Here is a 15,228-nt window from a genome sequence, read left to right as displayed (position 1 = left end):
GACGAGGTCTGGCAGGCTTCGCTAACACGTGTCGCGCCAAATGATCGGCATCGCGCCGATCGCTTTCTAGAGGGGACATCCCGTGCAGCGGCAGAATTATCTTTTCACCTCCGAGTCCGTATCCGAAGGTCACCCCGACAAGGTGTGCGACCGCATTTCCGATGAGATCGTCGATCTCGTCTATCGTGAAGCCAAAAAGACCGGCATGGATCCGTGGAAGGTCCGCGTTGCCTGTGAAACCCTGGCAACCACCAACCGCGTCGTGATCGCCGGCGAAGTTCGCGTGCCGGACACGCTGCTGAAGAAAGACAAGAACGGCCAGGTCGTGAAGGACGCCGCCGGTCATCCGGTCGTCAATCCGTCCAAGTTCAAGTCGGTGGCCCGCAAGGCCATCCGCGCCATCGGCTACGAGCAGGCCGGCTTCCACTGGAAGACCGCCCGCATCGACGTGCTGCTGCACGGCCAGTCGCCCGACATCGGCCAGGGCGTCGACAGCGCCGCCGACCGCCAGGGCGAAGAGGGTGCCGGCGACCAGGGCATCATGTTCGGTTATGCCTGCCGCGAAACGCCCGACCTGATGCCGGCGCCGATCTATTACAGCCACAAGATTCTCGAACTGCTGGCTTCGGCCCGCCACGAGGGCCAGGGCGATGTCGGCAAGCTCGGTCCGGATGCCAAGAGCCAGGTCACCGTGCGCTACCAGGACGGCAAGGCCCATGAAGTCACTCAGATCGTGCTTTCGACCCAGCACCTCGACGGCAGCTGGGATTCGGGCAAGGTCCGCAAGGTCGTCGAACCCTACATCCGCGAAGCCCTTGGCGACCTCGAGATCGCCAACGACTGCAACTGGTACATCAACCCGACCGGCAAGTTCGTCATCGGCGGTCCTGACGGCGACGCCGGCCTCACCGGCCGCAAGATCATCGTCGACACTTACGGCGGCGCTGCCCCGCATGGCGGCGGTGCGTTCTCCGGCAAGGACACCACCAAGGTCGACCGCTCCGCAGCCTATGCCGCGCGCTACCTCGCCAAGAACGTCGTTGCGGCCAAGCTTGCCGACCGTTGCACCATCCAGCTGTCCTACGCCATCGGCGTTGCCCAGCCGCTGTCGGTCTATGTCGACCTGCACGGCACCGGCAAGGTCGACGAGGCGGTGCTGGAAGATGCGCTGCGCCAGGTCATGGACCTGTCGCCGTCGGGCATCCGCCGTCACCTCGACCTCAACAAGCCGATCTATGCCAAGACTTCGTCCTACGGCCATTTCGGCCGCAAGGCCGGTCGCGACGGTTCCTTCTCCTGGGAGAAGACCGATCTGGTGAAGGCACTCAAGGACGCCGTTGCCGGCAAGGAAGCGGTCGCCGCCTGAGGCGACCGTAGGACCACCAATGGAACAGGAACCGCGCCGCAGCCGCTCGACGGAAGCCTTCTTCGGGCGTCGGCGCGGCAAGCCCATCCGCCCCTATCAGGCGGAGGCGCTTGAGCAAGGATTGGCACGCCTCGGCATCGACCTGGGCGTGGCCGCTCCTGCCGATCTTCGCACCATGTTCGAAGCCGAGGTTTCAAAGGTCAGGCTCGAGATCGGTTTCGGCGGCGGCGAACATCTTCGCCATATCGCTGCGAACAATGCCGATGACGGCTTCATCGGCATTGAGCCCTTCGTCAACGGCATGGCCAAGATGGCTGCGGCGCTGCATGAAAAGCCGCTCGCCAACATCCGGCTCTACGACGAGGACGCCACCCAATTGCTCGACTGGCTGCCGGAGGCCTCGGTCGACGGCATCGACCTGCTGTATCCCGACCCGTGGCGCAAGAAAAAGCACTGGAAGCGCCGTTTCGTCAGCCCGGTCAATCTCGACCGCTTCGCCCGCGTGCTGAAAAGCGGCGCGAAGTTCCGCTTCGCCTCGGACATCGACACCTATGTCAACTGGACCCTGCAGCACTGCCGCGCCCACCCTGCCTTCGACTGGCAGGCCGCTGATGCCAAGGACTGGCACACCCCCTACGAAGGCTGGACCCGCACCCGCTACGAAGCCAAGGCCATCCGCGAGAACCGCACTCCGGCCTATCTGACCTTCGTCAGGACGTAGGCGCGATCCGTCCTCTCCTTGTGGGAGAAGATGCCCCCAATGGACGGATGAGGGGTGTTGGATGAAGCGCGGCGACGTCATTCCGGCCGAGCGGAGCGAGAGCCGGGACCCATTGACTGGATCATCGTGATGGGCGGCCAAGTCCATGCTTCGTTGGCCTTCATGGATGCAACCGCAAGCCAGATCCCGGTCGTGCTCATCAATGCTCCCGGACAACCTGCGCTTCGCTCCGGTTTTCGGGATGACGAGCGCTCCTGCTCGGGCTGCTAGGCGTCGGCGGCCTTCCCCAACGCCACGCTGACCCTGAGCCCACGGCCATCGGCCCCGGCCAACAACTCCAGCCGGCCGCCGAACAGCGAGGCGATTTCCTCGACGATCGGCAGGCCGAGACCGGCGCCGGGCTTGTCGCCGGCTCGCCCGCGGACGAAGCGCTGTCGCACGCCTTCAAGATCGGCGGGCGCGATCCCCGGACCGGTGTCTTCGACCTCCAGCACCACCTCGGTGCCGCCGTCGAGCACCTTGACCGTCGCCTCGGCGTCGCTGCCGGCATAGGCAAGCACGTTCTCGATCAGGTTGCGGATCATTTCGCCGAGCAGCATCGGCTCGCCGCGCACGAACAGCGGCTCTTCGCCCTCGAAACCAAGGTCGATGCCGGCGGCATGCGCCTGGGTGACGCGGTCGGCGGTGAGCTGCTGGGCAAGCTTGGTCAGGTTGACCGCGCCAAGGTTCTTCAGCCGGTCGGATGCCGCTTCGTCGACCTTGGCGAGCAACAGCAGCTGGGCGATGACGCGCTCGGCATGGGCCACCGCCTCGTCGCCCATCCGGGCCGCCTGCCGCGCCTCTTCCAGCGAATGGGCGCGCGAGGCGAGCGCCAGCTGGGTGCGGATGATGGTCAGCGGCGTGCGCAGCTGGTGGCTGGCATTGCCGGTGAAATGCCGCATCGCACCGAGCGCCGAGCCGAGCCGGCCCATGAAGGAATTGACCGTGTCGACCAGTCCACGCACCTCCTTCGGCACCGACTGCTCGATCGGGTGCAGGTCGTCGGGATTGCGCTCGGCAATGGCGTCGCGCAGCCGGTAGAGCGGCCTGAGCGAGAAGGTGACGGCGAACCAGACGATCGCCGCCGCACTGCCTATCAGGATGGCGAGTCTCAGCGCCGAGCGCAGCAGGATTGTCTGCGCAAGCTGGGTGCGGGCGATCGTCGTTTCGGCAATGGTGACGACGAACGGGATCGAGGTCGCACCCGTCGAGGCGGCGCGGGACAGTGAAGTGAGCCGAATCGGCTCACCGCGGAAGCTGGCATCTTCATACCCGCTCTCTTCGAGCTCCAGCCCGTCGATGACGGGCAGCGTCTGGTAGCCGGTGATGAAGCCGTCGGGGCCGTCGACGCGGTAGAAGACGCGGTCCTGTGCCGCCGAGGTCAGCATTTCGAGCGCGACATAGGGGATGTCGACCTCCAGCGCCCCGTCCTCGGCCACCACCACGCGCTCGGCGATTGCCAGCGCCGAGCCGGCGAGCACGCGGTCGGAGACGGCGTTGGCCGTTTCCACGGCTTCGTTGTAGGTGTCGGCCAGCGCAATCAGGCCGAGGGCGACCAGCGGCACAAGGAGCCACAGCAACAGCCGCCGGCGGAGCGAATAGGGCCGCGTCCGCGCCATCAGGGGTTTTGGATCTTTTCGAGATAATAGCCGATGCCGCGCGCGGTCCTGACTGTCAGGCCATAGGGCGCCAGCCGCTTGCGCAGGCGGCTGACATATTGCTCGATGGCGTTGGCGCTGAGGTCCTCGTCGAAACCGGCCAGCGATTCGATGATCGCCTGCTTGGCGACGACCTTGCCGGCGCGCATGAACAAAGTTTCGAGCAGTGCCAGTTCCCGCGCCGGGATGTCGATGGCCGCCCCGTTCGAGGAGAAGCTGCGTGTGTTGAGGTCGAGCTGGACCTCGCCGAAGCTGACTGTGGCGGCCTTCAACCCGGCGCGGCGGCGCAGCAGCGTGCGGACACGCGCCTCCAGCTCGCCGACGTCGAAGGGCTTGACCATGTAATCGTCGGCGCCGAGGTCGAGGCCCTTGACCCGCTCGTCGAGCGAATGCCTGGCCGACAGGATCAGCACGGCGGCGTCGTGCTGGCGCCCGCGCATGGTGCGCAGCACGTCGATCCCGTCCATCTCTGGCAAATTGAGGTCGAGGATGACGAGATCGAAACGTTCGGTGGCGAGCACCGCGACAGCGGACGCGCCGTCGCCGACCACGTCGACGGCATAGCCGCTGCCCTTGAGCACCGCCGCCAGCCCCCCGGCCAGCGTCGCGTTGTCCTCGACCACCAGAATGCGCAACCCTGTTCTCCTTGCCCGCCCCATCCGAACGATGCCCATTCGCCGGGCAAAGGTCCAGAGGCCGTTCGACGCATCCGCCCGTTGTGTCGTCCGGCGCGCTGAGGCATGGTCCGGCGATCATGCGCCTAGCCATTCTCACCGCCCTTGTCTGCCTTTCTGCGCCCGTGCAAGCGGAAGTCACCGTTTTTCCAGCTCTCAACGGTGCGTCGGACGCCCGCACGCTCGTCGTCTATTCCTCGCTTGATGCGCCGCTGAACAATCCGATGATCGCCGGCTTCCAGAAGGCCAATCCCGGCGTCGCCGTTCGTTACGAGGAACTGCAAACGGTCGACATTTACGACCGTGTCCTGGCCGAGACCGACGCCGGCAAGGGCACTGCCGACATCGCCTTTTCCTCGGCGATGGACCTGCAGGTCAAGCTCGCCAATGACGGCTACGCCCAGGAAAGCCGGCTGCCTTTGTCCGATCGTTGGCCGAGCTGGGCCAATTGGCGCGACACCGCCTATGCCTTGACCTACGAGCCGGCGGTGTTCGTCTACCACAAACCGAGCTTCAAGGACGTCGACCCGCCGGCGACGCGTGGCCAGTTCGTCGACTATCTCAAGTCTCAGGGCGACAGGGTCTATGGCCGCATCGCCACCTACGACATCGAGCGCTCCGGCGTCGGCTTCATGTTCATGGCTCGTGATCAGGAACAGTATCCCGACATCTGGTCGGTGATCCGGGCCATGGGGGCGGGGGGCGTCAAGCTCTATTCGACGAGCGGGGCCATCCTTGAGCGAATCGCCGACGGCCGCTTCGTGCTCGGCTACAACATCCTCGGCTCCTATGCCGCCGACTGGGCGGCGCGCAACCCGGATGTCGGCATCGTCCTGCCCAAGGACTACACGGTGGTGATGTCGCGCATCGGCCTGGTGCCGGCGGCCGCCAAGTCGCCCGACCTTGGCCGCCGCTATCTCGAATATTTCATGTCGGCCGAAGGCCAGACGGTCATGGCGCGGCAGCTGCATATCGCGGCCGTCAATCCCGAGGTGTCCGGCGAGAACACCGCCAACCGGATGCAGGAGGTTCTGGGCGGGCAATTGCGCCCGGTGCCGGTCAGTCCAGGCCTGATGGTCTATCTCGATCAGGTCAAGCGTTCCCGCGTCATCGAGCGCTGGAACGAGGCGCTGCGCAGTCCCTGACGACAGGATGTACCCAAGCTGTTGCATCGGTGTCAGTCTGATGTCAGGTTGCTGCGATAGGGAAGTTTTGGCCCATCCGTTGGAGGCGGCGAGGCTCGGAAAGTTCGGGAGGACTTCGAACACGTTTCCGCTAAGGCTACCCGACGGCGGTTCTCACCGCCGCGCAGGGGGGCCGGGAAACGCTGCTGTGATGGCAGGCCCCTAAGCCGGCCAGTTCCTTTCTCCCCAGGTTCCGGGACGTTGCCTCAGGCGCGGGCTCCGAAACTGAAAAAAGCATTCTGTCCCGCGCATGCGGGCAAGGGAGGAACAGCAATGAAGCAGTTCGTATTGGCATCCATCATCGCGGGCGCGCTTGCCCTGCCGGCCGCCGCGGCCGACTACAAGATCATGGCTCCGGCAGCGCCTGGCGGCGGCTGGGACCAGACCGCGCGCTCGATGCAGACCGCGCTCCAGGACGAGAAGATCTCCAGCTCGGTCCAGGTCAACAACGTTCCGGGCGCCGGCGGCACCATCGGTCTCGCCCAGTTCGTCAACCAGGCCAATGGCGACCCGGCACAGCTGATCGTCGGCGGCTACGTCATGGTCGGCGCCATCCTGACCAACGCCTCGCCCGTCACGCTCGACCAGGTCACCCCGATCGCACGCCTGACCGGCGAATATGAAGCGCTCGTGGTTCCGGCCGCTTCCGACATCAAGGACATGGCTGGCCTCGTCGCCAAGCTGAAGGCTGATCCGGGTTCGGTTTCCTGGGGCGGCGGCTCGGCCGGCGGCACCGACCACATCACGGCCGGCCTGATCGCCAAGGCTGCCGGCGTCGACCCGACCAAGGTCAACTACATCGCCTATTCCGGCGGTGGCGAGGCTCTCGCTGCCATCCTCGGCGGCCAGGTGACGGTCGGCATATCCGGCTACGGCGAATTTGCCGAGCAGATCAAGGCCGGCACGCTGCGCATCATCGGCATCTCGTCGGATGCCAAGGTCGAAGGCATCGATGCCCCGACCTTCAAGGAAGGCGGCGTTGACGTCTCGATCCAGAATTGGCGCATGGTCGCTGCTGCTCCCGGCATCTCGGCCGAGCAGAAGGCGGCCGTCCTCGCCGACGTCGAAAAGATGGTGACCTCGGCCTCGTGGACCAAGATCCTCGCCGACAAGGGTTGGGCCAATACCTATCTCGCCGGCGACGACTTCGCAGCCCAGCTGAAGAAGGACACCGAGGCGACGTCCGCCATCCTGAAAGACATCGGCCTGGTGAAATGAGCCTGGACAACCAGCAACAAGAAAGGCGCCGCCCCGATCGGGCGGCGCTTGTCATCGCCGCCCTGCTGATGGTGGTGTCTCTGATCATTGCCTGGAGCACAGCCAGCCATGGCGCCGGCGCCAACTATGCCCGCGTCGGCCCGACAACGTTTCCCTATGTAATTGCTGTGGCCTTTTTCGGCCTGTCAATTTGGACGTTCTTCGAAGCCTGGCGTGGCGACTTCCCCGAGCGCGAAAAGCAGGAGATCAGCCCGATCCTTTGGATCGTCGGCGGTCTTGCCGCCCAGATGCTGCTGCTCAAGACAGCTGGCTTCTCGATCGCCACCGGATTGCTCTTTGCCGCAACGGCAAGAGCTTTTGGCCGCGGAGCGCTGTGGAAGACGATCCCGATCGGCATCGTGCTTGCATTCGTCGTCTGGATCATTTTCGCCAAGGGACTGCAGCTCTCGCTGCCCGCCGGCCCGCTCGAACATCTGTTGTTCTGAGCGATTATCAAGGGAGCTCGGCTCTAAATGGATACCTTCGGTCTGCTCGCCCAGGGACTGCTCACGGCACTCGAGCCGATGAACATGCTTTATGCGCTGATCGGCGTGACGCTCGGCACGGCTGTCGGCGTTCTTCCCGGCATCGGCCCGGCACTGACCGTCGCCCTGCTTTTGCCGGTCACCTACAAGCTTGATCCCGCGGGCTCGCTGATCATGTTCGCCGGCATCTACTACGGCGGCATGTATGGCGGCTCGACGACGTCGATCCTGCTCAACACGCCTGGCGAAAGTGCCTCGATCGTCACCGCGCTCGAAGGCAACAAGATGGCGCGTGCCGGGCGAGGCGGCCCGGCACTGGCAACGGCCGCCATCGGCTCGTTCGTCGCCGGACTGATCGCCACGGTCGGTCTCGCCTTTGTCGCGCCGACGGTCGTCAAGATGGCGCTGTCCTTTGGCCCGGCCGAATATTTTGCGCTGATGATCCTGGCCTTCATGACCGTCTCCGCCGCCTTCGGCGATTCGACGTTGCGCGGACTGACGGCGCTGTTCATCGGCCTCGGCCTTGGTCTCATCGGCATCGACCTGCAGACCGGCCAGGCGCGCCTGGCTTTCGGCATTCCCGACCTGCTCGACGGCATCGAGGTGACGACGCTTGCGGTTGCGCTCTTCGCCGTCGGTGAAGCGCTCAGCGTCGCTGCCAGCAGGGGCGGCGATTCGACCATCCAGGCGATCAAGGGTTCGGTGTGGATGACGCGCGAGGACTGGAGCCGGTCATGGAAGCCATGGCTGCGCGGCACCGCAATCGGCTTCCCGATCGGCGCCATGCCGGCCGGCGGCGCCGAAATCGGCACCTTCCTGTCCTATTCGGTGGAAAAGAACCTGGCCAAGAAGCCGGAAGAGTTCGGCCATGGTGCCATCGAAGGCGTCGCGGGCCCCGAGGCGGCCAACAATGCTTCCGCGGCCGGCACGCTGGTGCCGCTGTTGACGCTCGGCCTGCCGACGACGGCGACCGCTGCCATCATGCTCGCCGGTTTCCAGCAATTCGGCCTGCAACCGGGACCGTTACTGTTTGCGACCAACCCGCAGCTCGTCTGGGGCCTGATCGCCTCGCTGCTGGTCGCCAACCTGATGCTCCTGGTGCTCAACCTGCCGCTGGTCGGCGTCTGGGTCAGGCTGCTGACCATCCCACTGCCCTGGCTTTATTCGGGCATCCTGCTGTTTGCGACGCTCGGCACCATTGGCGCCAACCCCTCGACCTTCGAACTTGGCATGCTCCTGGCATTCGGTCTGCTCGGCTATGGTCTACGCCGCTTCGGCTATCCTATCGCGCCCGTCGTTGTCGGTCTGATCCTTGGGCCGATGGCGGAGCAGCAGCTTCGCCGCGCGCTGGCCATCAGCCAGGGCGACCCGACGATCCTGGTGCATTCGCCGATCGCGATCGTGTTGCTGCTGCTTGCGGCGACCGCCGTCCTGCTGCCGCTGTATCTGCGTGCCCGTGGCCGGGGCAAGGTGCTGGCCCAGTTGGGCGCCAACGAGGACTGAGTTCGTCTCGTCCTCTGAAACGAAAAAAGCCGAGGCCCGGAATCCCGGCCTCGGCTTTTCTTTGCCTCAATGGGGAGGCTGAGTACCCAGGGACAGAGCGACGGTCAGAATAACCGGCCGCTCCGGAGCACTGCCCGGCTGGCCCGTCTCGGCTATCGCCAATGACCGGCCAGCGGTGCGCTCTCTACCCTGAATGCCTTGATCAGTATTTGCGGATGCGGTCGAAGTGCATCGGATCGATGCCGAGCATCACCAGGTCCTGGTTGGTTGGGCGATGACCGCGCTCGACGGCTGCTGCTGCAGCGACGGCGCTACCAAAGGTGCGAACCAGTACGCCAATGCGGCCAAATTGCTTGCGGGTGCTCATCTCGGTGTCCTCTTTTGCGCTGCATCATCATTTTTGTGCAACGCACCAAATATAGGTGACGCAGAGAGAAGCGGTAGGGGTGTCCGCGCATGTTTGCCATGCATCTGCTGCAATGGTCGGCTAAACAGCTGCCAGTGGACGCAACCGGCCACAGGACTTGAAAGGCGCGCCGCCTTCGGCTATATCAGCCTCAAATTCTTGGTCGGTATGACGAAGAGTGGGTCCACCCGGTCCCGCTCTTTTTTGTTACCTGCCGACCGTCTGGAGAACCAATGACCGAAAACGCAGTCGAACAGACAGGCGACGACCGCATCATTCGCGAGACCGGCATCGACGCCCGCATCGCCCTGATCGTTCAGCCCGTCCTTCGCGCGATCGGCTTCCGCCTCGTTCGCATCCGCCTCTCGGGCCAGAACGGGCTGACGCTGCAGATCATGACCGAGCGCGAAGACGGCACCATGACCGTCCAGGATTGCGAAGAGGTGAGCCGCGCGGTTTCGCCTGCTCTCGATGTCGATGATCCGATCGAAAAGGCGTATCATCTCGAAGTCTCGTCGCCGGGCATCGACCGGCCGCTGGTCCGCAAGTCGGATTTCGGCAACTGGATCGGTCACATCGTCAAGATGGAGACCTCGGTCATGGTTGCAGATCGCAAGCGCTTCCGCGGCAAGATCGCCGAAGTCGACGAAGAGAGCGTCCTGATCCAGCGCGACCAGGCTGCTTACGGCGAGGAGCCGACCGTGCGCGTGCCTTTCGAGGCGATCTCGGATGCCCGGCTGATCCTCACCGACGATCTTATTCGCGATGCCCTGAGCAAGGACAATCAGGCGCGCAAGGAAGCACGGAAGCGTCGCGGCGAACCCGAAGATGCGCCGGAAGACGAAGAAACCGAAACGGAAGATTGATAGAGCCGAACGGCTGGACCTGATCCGGCCGGACGCTCCGGGAGAAAGACAATGGTTGTAAGCGCCAACAGGCTCGAACTGCTGCAGATCGCCGATGCGGTCGCCCGCGAGAAGTCGATCGACAAGTCGATCGTCATCGCCGCCATGGCCGACGCGATCCAGAAGGCAGCGCGCTCGCGCTATGGTCAGGAGACCAACATCCGCGCCGACATCAACCCCAACACGGGTGAGATGAAGCTGCAGCGCCTGATGGAAGTCGTCGACAAGGTCGAAGACTATGCCACCCAGATCGCCCTGACCTCGGCACGCGAGCGCAACCCCGACGCCCAGCTCGGCGACTTCATCGCCGAACAGCTGCCGCCGATGGATTTTGGCCGCATTGCCGCCCAGTCGGCCAAGCAGGTCATCGTCCAGAAGGTGCGTGAAGCCGAGCGCGATCGCCAGTACGACGAATACAAGGATCGCATCGGCGAGATCGTCAACGGCACGGTCAAGCGCGTCGAATACGGCAACGTCATCGTCGACCTCGGCCGTGGCGAGGCGATCATCCGCCGCGACGAGCTGATCCCTCGCGAAAACTACAAGTATGGCGACCGCGTCCGCGCTTACGTCTACGACGTGCGCCGCGAGCAGCGCGGCCCGCAGATCTTCCTGTCGCGTACGCACCCGCAGTTCATGGCGAAGCTGTTCACCATGGAAGTGCCGGAAATCTACGACGGCATCATCGAGATCAAGTCGGTCGCCCGCGACCCCGGTTCGCGTGCCAAGATCGCCGTCATCTCGCGTGACAGCTCGATCGACCCGGTCGGCGCCTGCGTCGGTATGCGCGGTTCGCGCGTCCAGGCCGTCGTCGGCGAGCTCCAGGGCGAAAAGATCGACATCATTCCGTGGTCGCCTTCGGCTGCCTCGTTCATCGTCAACGCGCTGCAGCCGGCTGAAGTCGCCAAGGTCGTTCTCGACGAGGACGCCGAGCGCATCGAAGTCGTGGTGCCGGACGATCAGCTGTCGCTGGCCATCGGCCGCCGCGGCCAGAACGTGCGCCTGGCTTCGCAGCTGACCGGCTGGGACATCGACATCCTGACCGAGCAGGAAGAGTCGGAGCGCCGCCAGAAGGAATTCGTCGAGCGTTCGACCCTGTTCATGGAATCGCTCGACGTCGACGAGATGGTCGGCCAGGTTCTGGCCTCCGAAGGGTTCACCTCGGTTGAGGAAGTGGCTTACGTCGATGCAGACGAAATCGCATCGATCGACGGCTTCGACGAGGACACAGCTTCCGAGATCCAGACCCGCGCCCGCGAATATCTTGGCAAGATCGAGGCCGAGCACGACGAGAAGCGCAAGTCGCTCGGCGTGAAAGACGAACTGCGCGAGATTCCCGGCATCACCACCGCGATGCTGGTGGCGCTCGGCAATGACGGTGTCACGACTGTCGAGGACTTCGCCGGCTACGCCGCCGACGATCTCGTCGGCTGGAAGGAACGCAAGGACGGAGAGACCAAGTTCTTCCCGGGCGTGCTCGCCGACTTCGGCGTCTCGCGCACCGACGCGGAACAGATGGTTGTTGCTGCCCGACGCATGGTTGGCTGGATCGCTGAGGACGAGATTGCGTCCGAGGAAGAGCCTGCCGACGTCGCCGGTGAGTGACGTGAGGCCGGCCGGGGAATCTGTTGGACGAGATGAACGATCGCACCTGCATCGTCACGCGCAAAAGCGCCGAACCGGATGATCTGATCCGTTTCGTCGTCGGCCCGGATTCGGCCGTCTATCCCGATCTCAAAAGAAATCTGCCCGGCCGCGGTTGCTGGGTGACGGCCGACCGCCTACATATCGACAAGGCGGCGGCCAAGGGCATGTTCGCCCGTGCCTTCAAGGCGCAGGTCGTCGTGCCGCCCGATCTGGGCGCAATGGTGGATAATCTGCTCGCCCGGTCAGCACTTGGCTCGCTTGGGCTTGCCCGCAAGGCCGGTCTGGTGGCACTAGGTGCCGCCAAGGTCGACTCCACGGTCCGTGCCGGCAAGGCGCTTCTGGTACTCCATGCTTACGAGGGCGCCGAGGATGGCGTCCGCAAGATCACCCAGGCCCGCAAGGCCACAGTGCATATCGGCGGGCCTGCCACGCCCGCCTACAAACTTTTTTCGGAAGCGGAATTGGGTTTGGCATTGGGGGCAACAAATGTGATACATGCTGCCGTCCTCGCGGGAGAAGCGGGCAAGGCGGTCGCGAAGCGCATGGTTGCGCTTGACCGATATCGGGGCGGATCCCCGGATGATCTGGCAATGATTGCGGCGATTGCCTACGACGATGATGCCGCAGAGGATATGGAATGAGCGATAGCAAATCGGGCGATGACAACACGTTGAGCGTCACTCCGAAGAAGACCTTGACGCTGAAGCGCCCGGGATCGGAGCAGGGAACGGTACGCCAGAACTTCTCGCACGGCCGCACCAAGCAGGTCGTCGTGGAGACGAAGAAGCGTAAGTTCTCCATGCCCGGCGACAAGCACGAGCCGACGCCGACGGCACAGACTGTTTTCGCGCCCAAGCCCCAGCCGGCAGCGCCCGCGCCGGCAGCTCCGGTTGCGCCCGTGGCAGCAGCGCCTGTTGCTCCGACGCCGGTCGCGGCAGCTCCTGCGCCCAGGCCTGCCCCGACGCCCGCGCCCGTCGCGAAAGAGGCACCGCGGCCTGCGCCGCGCCAGCCCGAGCGCTCGGGCATGGTGCTGAACTCATTGTCGCGCAGCGAGATGGACGCCCGTCGTCGTGCGCTCGAAGGCTCGGTCGCGCGAGAACAGGAAGATCGCGCCCGTGCTGCCGAAGACGCACGCCGCCGTGCCGAAGAAGACGAGCGCCGCCGCAAGGAGCGCGAGGATTCGGCTCGCCGCCAGGCGGAGGAGGAAGCCCGCCTCAAGACCGAGGCTGAATCCCGCCGCCGCGCCGAGGACGAAGCCCGCCGCCGTGCGCCGGCCGCTGCCCTCGAAGCCAATGTGCCTGACGAAGTGGAAGCCAAGCCGAAGGGCCGCGTTGGACCCGGTGCTGCAACCGCATCGCCGATCCGCCGCGTTGCGACCCCGGAGATCGCCCGTCCGGCCAAGACCAAGACCGAGGACGACCGTCGTCGTGGCAAGCTGACGCTCAACACGGCGCTGTCTTCCGCGGATGGCGACGCACGTTCGCGTTCGCTGTCGGCGATGCGTCGCCGCCAGGAGAAGTTCAAGCGTGCGATGCACCAGGAGACGCGCGAAAAGATCGTGCGCGAGGTCATCCTTCCTGAGACCATCACGATCCAGGAACTGGCCCAGCGCATGTCCGAGCGCGCCGTCGAGGTCGTCAAGTTCTTCATGAAGCAGGGCCAGATGCTGAAGCCGGGCGACGTCATCGACGCCGATACGGCCGAGCTGGTGGCTGGCGAGTTCGGCCACACGGTCCGCCGCGTTGCTGAGTCCGACATCGAAGAAGGCCTGTTCGACATCGCCGATCACAGCACGACGCTTGTGTCGCGTCCGCCTGTGGTCACCATCATGGGCCACGTCGATCACGGCAAGACGTCGCTGCTCGATGCCATCCGCAATGCCAATGTCGTGTCGGGCGAAGCCGGTGGCATCACTCAGCACATCGGCGCCTACCAGGTCGAAAAGAACGGTCAGAAGATCACCTTCATCGACACCCCCGGCCACGCCGCCTTCACGGCGATGCGTGCCCGTGGCGCCCAGGCGACCGACATTGCGATCCTGGTGGTTGCGGCCGACGACAGCGTCATGCCGCAGACCATCGAGTCGATCAGCCATGCCAAGGCTGCCGGCGTGCCGATCATCGTTGCGATCAACAAGATCGACAAGCCGTCGGCGAACGCCCAGAAGGTCCGCACCGAGCTGCTGCGCCACGAAGTCTTTGTGGAATCGATGGGCGGTGAAGTTCTCGACGTCGAGGTTTCGGCGAAGAACGGCACCAATCTCGACAAGCTGCTCGAAGCGATCCTGCTGCAGGCCGAAGTTCTCGACCTGAAGGCCAACCCCGACCGTACGGCTGAGGGCGTGGTCATCGAAGCCAAGCTCGACAAGGGCCGTGGTCCGGTTGCGACCGTGCTCGTCCAGACCGGTACGCTGCTGCCGGGCGACATCCTCGTCGCCGGCGACCAGTGGGGCCGTGTCCGTGCCCTGGTCGACGATCGTGGCAACCGCCTCGAAGAAGCTCCGCCGTCGATGCCGGTCGAAATTCTCGGCCTCCAGGGAACGCCTCAGGCTGGCGACCGCTTCGCGGTCGTCAACAACGAGGCCCGCGCCCGCGAGATCACCGAGTACCGCCAGCGTTTGGCGCGCGACAAGGCTGTCGCCAAGCACGCCACCCAGCGCGGCTCGCTCGAGCAGATGATGTCGCAGCTGCAGTCGTCCGGCCTCAAGGAGTTCCCGCTCATCATCAAGGGTGACGTGCAGGGCTCGGTCGAAGCGATCATCGCAGCGCTCGACAAGCTCGGCACCGACGAGGTGCGTGCGCGCATCGTCCATTCGGGCGCCGGCGCGATCACCGAAAGCGATGTCACGCTCGCCGAAACGTCGGGTGCTGCAATCATCGGCTTCAACGTCCGCGCCAATGCGCAGGCACGTCACGCCGCTGAGCAGCAGGGCATCGAGATCCGCTACTACAACATCATCTACAGCCTTGTGGATGACATCAAGGATGCGATGTCGGGCCTGCTGTCGCCGGAGCGTCGCGAGACCTTCATCGGCAACGCCGAAATCCTCGAAGTCTTCAACATCACGAAGACGGGCAAGGTTGCGGGCTGCCGTGTCACCGAAGGCAAGGTCGAACGTGGTGCGGGCGTTCGCCTCATCCGCGACAACGTTGTCATCCACGAAGGCACGCTCAAGACGCTCAAGCGCTTCAAGGACGAAGTCTCCGAAGTGCCGGTCGGCCAGGAATGTGGTATGGCCTTCCAGAACTACGAGGACATGCGTCAGGGTGACATCATCGAGTGCTTCCGCGTCGAGATGATTACCCGGAGGCTCTAAGCCTCTGGCATTAGTCTAGTCATTTGGACGGTGGCCGTTCGGCCGCCGTCCGTTTTCGTGCAGCAGG

At 64.6% G+C, this 15,228-nt stretch carries 13 protein-coding genes; 10 read left to right on the top strand and 3 right to left on the bottom strand.

What is annotated here, in order from left to right:
* Positions 1-82 precede the first annotated feature (82 nt).
* Both metK and H5P29_RS00165 read left to right on the top strand, forming a co-directional pair.
* Positions 83-1,366, top strand: a complete 1,284-nt coding sequence (metK, locus tag H5P29_RS00170; RefSeq protein WP_067954457.1) for a methionine adenosyltransferase — start codon at positions 83-85, stop codon at positions 1,364-1,366.
* A gap of 19 nt (positions 1,367-1,385) precedes the next feature.
* Complete coding sequence (locus tag H5P29_RS00165) at positions 1,386-2,087, top strand: tRNA (guanosine(46)-N(7))-methyltransferase TrmB (RefSeq protein WP_154385951.1); 702 nt, start codon at positions 1,386-1,388, stop codon at positions 2,085-2,087.
* A gap of 266 nt (positions 2,088-2,353) precedes the next feature.
* Here H5P29_RS00165 and H5P29_RS00160 read toward each other — a convergent pair whose 3' ends face one another.
* Both H5P29_RS00160 and H5P29_RS00155 read right to left on the bottom strand, forming a co-directional pair.
* The gene (locus H5P29_RS00160) at positions 2,354-3,745 is read right to left on the bottom strand and encodes a sensor histidine kinase (protein ID WP_154385950.1); all 1,392 of its coding nucleotides are present in this window, start codon (positions 3,743-3,745) and stop codon (positions 2,354-2,356) included.
* The gene (locus tag H5P29_RS00155; protein ID WP_154385949.1) at positions 3,745-4,419 is read right to left on the bottom strand and encodes a response regulator transcription factor; all 675 of its coding nucleotides are present in this window, start codon (positions 4,417-4,419) and stop codon (positions 3,745-3,747) included. Before H5P29_RS00155 ends, H5P29_RS00160 begins: the two co-directional genes overlap by 1 nt.
* Before the next feature lie 119 nt (positions 4,420-4,538).
* Here H5P29_RS00155 and H5P29_RS00150 point away from each other — a divergent pair, with 119 nt between their 5' ends.
* From H5P29_RS00150 to H5P29_RS00135, 4 genes are all read left to right on the top strand, one after another.
* Positions 4,539-5,603, top strand: a complete 1,065-nt coding sequence (locus tag H5P29_RS00150; RefSeq protein ID WP_154385948.1) for an ABC transporter substrate-binding protein — start codon at positions 4,539-4,541, stop codon at positions 5,601-5,603.
* A 312-nt stretch (positions 5,604-5,915) separates the two neighbouring features.
* Positions 5,916-6,860: a tripartite tricarboxylate transporter substrate binding protein gene (locus H5P29_RS00145; protein WP_154385947.1), complete on the top strand. Its 945-nt coding sequence runs from the start codon at positions 5,916-5,918 to the stop codon at positions 6,858-6,860.
* Positions 6,857-7,345 (top strand): tripartite tricarboxylate transporter TctB family protein, encoded by a 489-nt coding sequence (locus tag H5P29_RS00140; protein ID WP_067954448.1) that lies wholly within the window; start codon positions 6,857-6,859, stop codon positions 7,343-7,345. The genes H5P29_RS00145 and H5P29_RS00140 overlap by 4 nt, the downstream gene beginning before the upstream one ends.
* A gap of 27 nt (positions 7,346-7,372) precedes the next feature.
* Positions 7,373-8,887, top strand: coding sequence for a tripartite tricarboxylate transporter permease (locus H5P29_RS00135; protein WP_067954447.1), 1,515 nt, complete (start codon positions 7,373-7,375; stop codon positions 8,885-8,887).
* A 202-nt stretch (positions 8,888-9,089) separates the two neighbouring features.
* Here the strand turns inward: H5P29_RS00135 and H5P29_RS00130 are convergent, their stop codons facing one another.
* Complete coding sequence (locus H5P29_RS00130) at positions 9,090-9,254, bottom strand: hypothetical protein (RefSeq protein WP_169808283.1); 165 nt, start codon at positions 9,252-9,254, stop codon at positions 9,090-9,092.
* Between the two features lie 272 nt (positions 9,255-9,526).
* Between H5P29_RS00130 and rimP the strand changes: the two genes are divergently transcribed.
* From rimP to infB, 4 genes are read left to right on the top strand one after another with little or no spacing between them, the layout of a single operon-like run.
* Complete coding sequence (gene rimP, locus H5P29_RS00125; RefSeq protein ID WP_067954445.1) at positions 9,527-10,159, top strand: ribosome maturation factor RimP; 633 nt, start codon at positions 9,527-9,529, stop codon at positions 10,157-10,159.
* 51 nt (positions 10,160-10,210) lie between these two features.
* Entirely contained in the window at positions 10,211-11,803 is a 1,593-nt protein-coding gene (gene nusA / locus H5P29_RS00120; protein WP_154385946.1) for a transcription termination factor NusA, read from the top strand.
* 32 nt (positions 11,804-11,835) lie between these two features.
* A complete protein-coding gene (locus H5P29_RS00115; protein WP_067965752.1) occupies positions 11,836-12,486 on the top strand; it encodes an RNA-binding protein in 651 nt (216 codons plus the stop codon).
* Entirely contained in the window at positions 12,483-15,161 is a 2,679-nt protein-coding gene (gene infB, locus H5P29_RS00110; RefSeq protein WP_154385945.1) for a translation initiation factor IF-2, read from the top strand. Before H5P29_RS00115 ends, infB begins: the two co-directional genes overlap by 4 nt.
* The last annotated feature ends 67 nt before the right edge of the window (positions 15,162-15,228 follow it).

This window comes from Aminobacter sp. MDW-2 (assembly GCF_014250155.1).
GTDB classification, from domain to species: domain Bacteria; phylum Pseudomonadota; class Alphaproteobacteria; order Rhizobiales; family Rhizobiaceae; genus Aminobacter; species Aminobacter ciceronei.
This window is presented reverse-complemented; position numbering and strand designations above follow the sequence as displayed.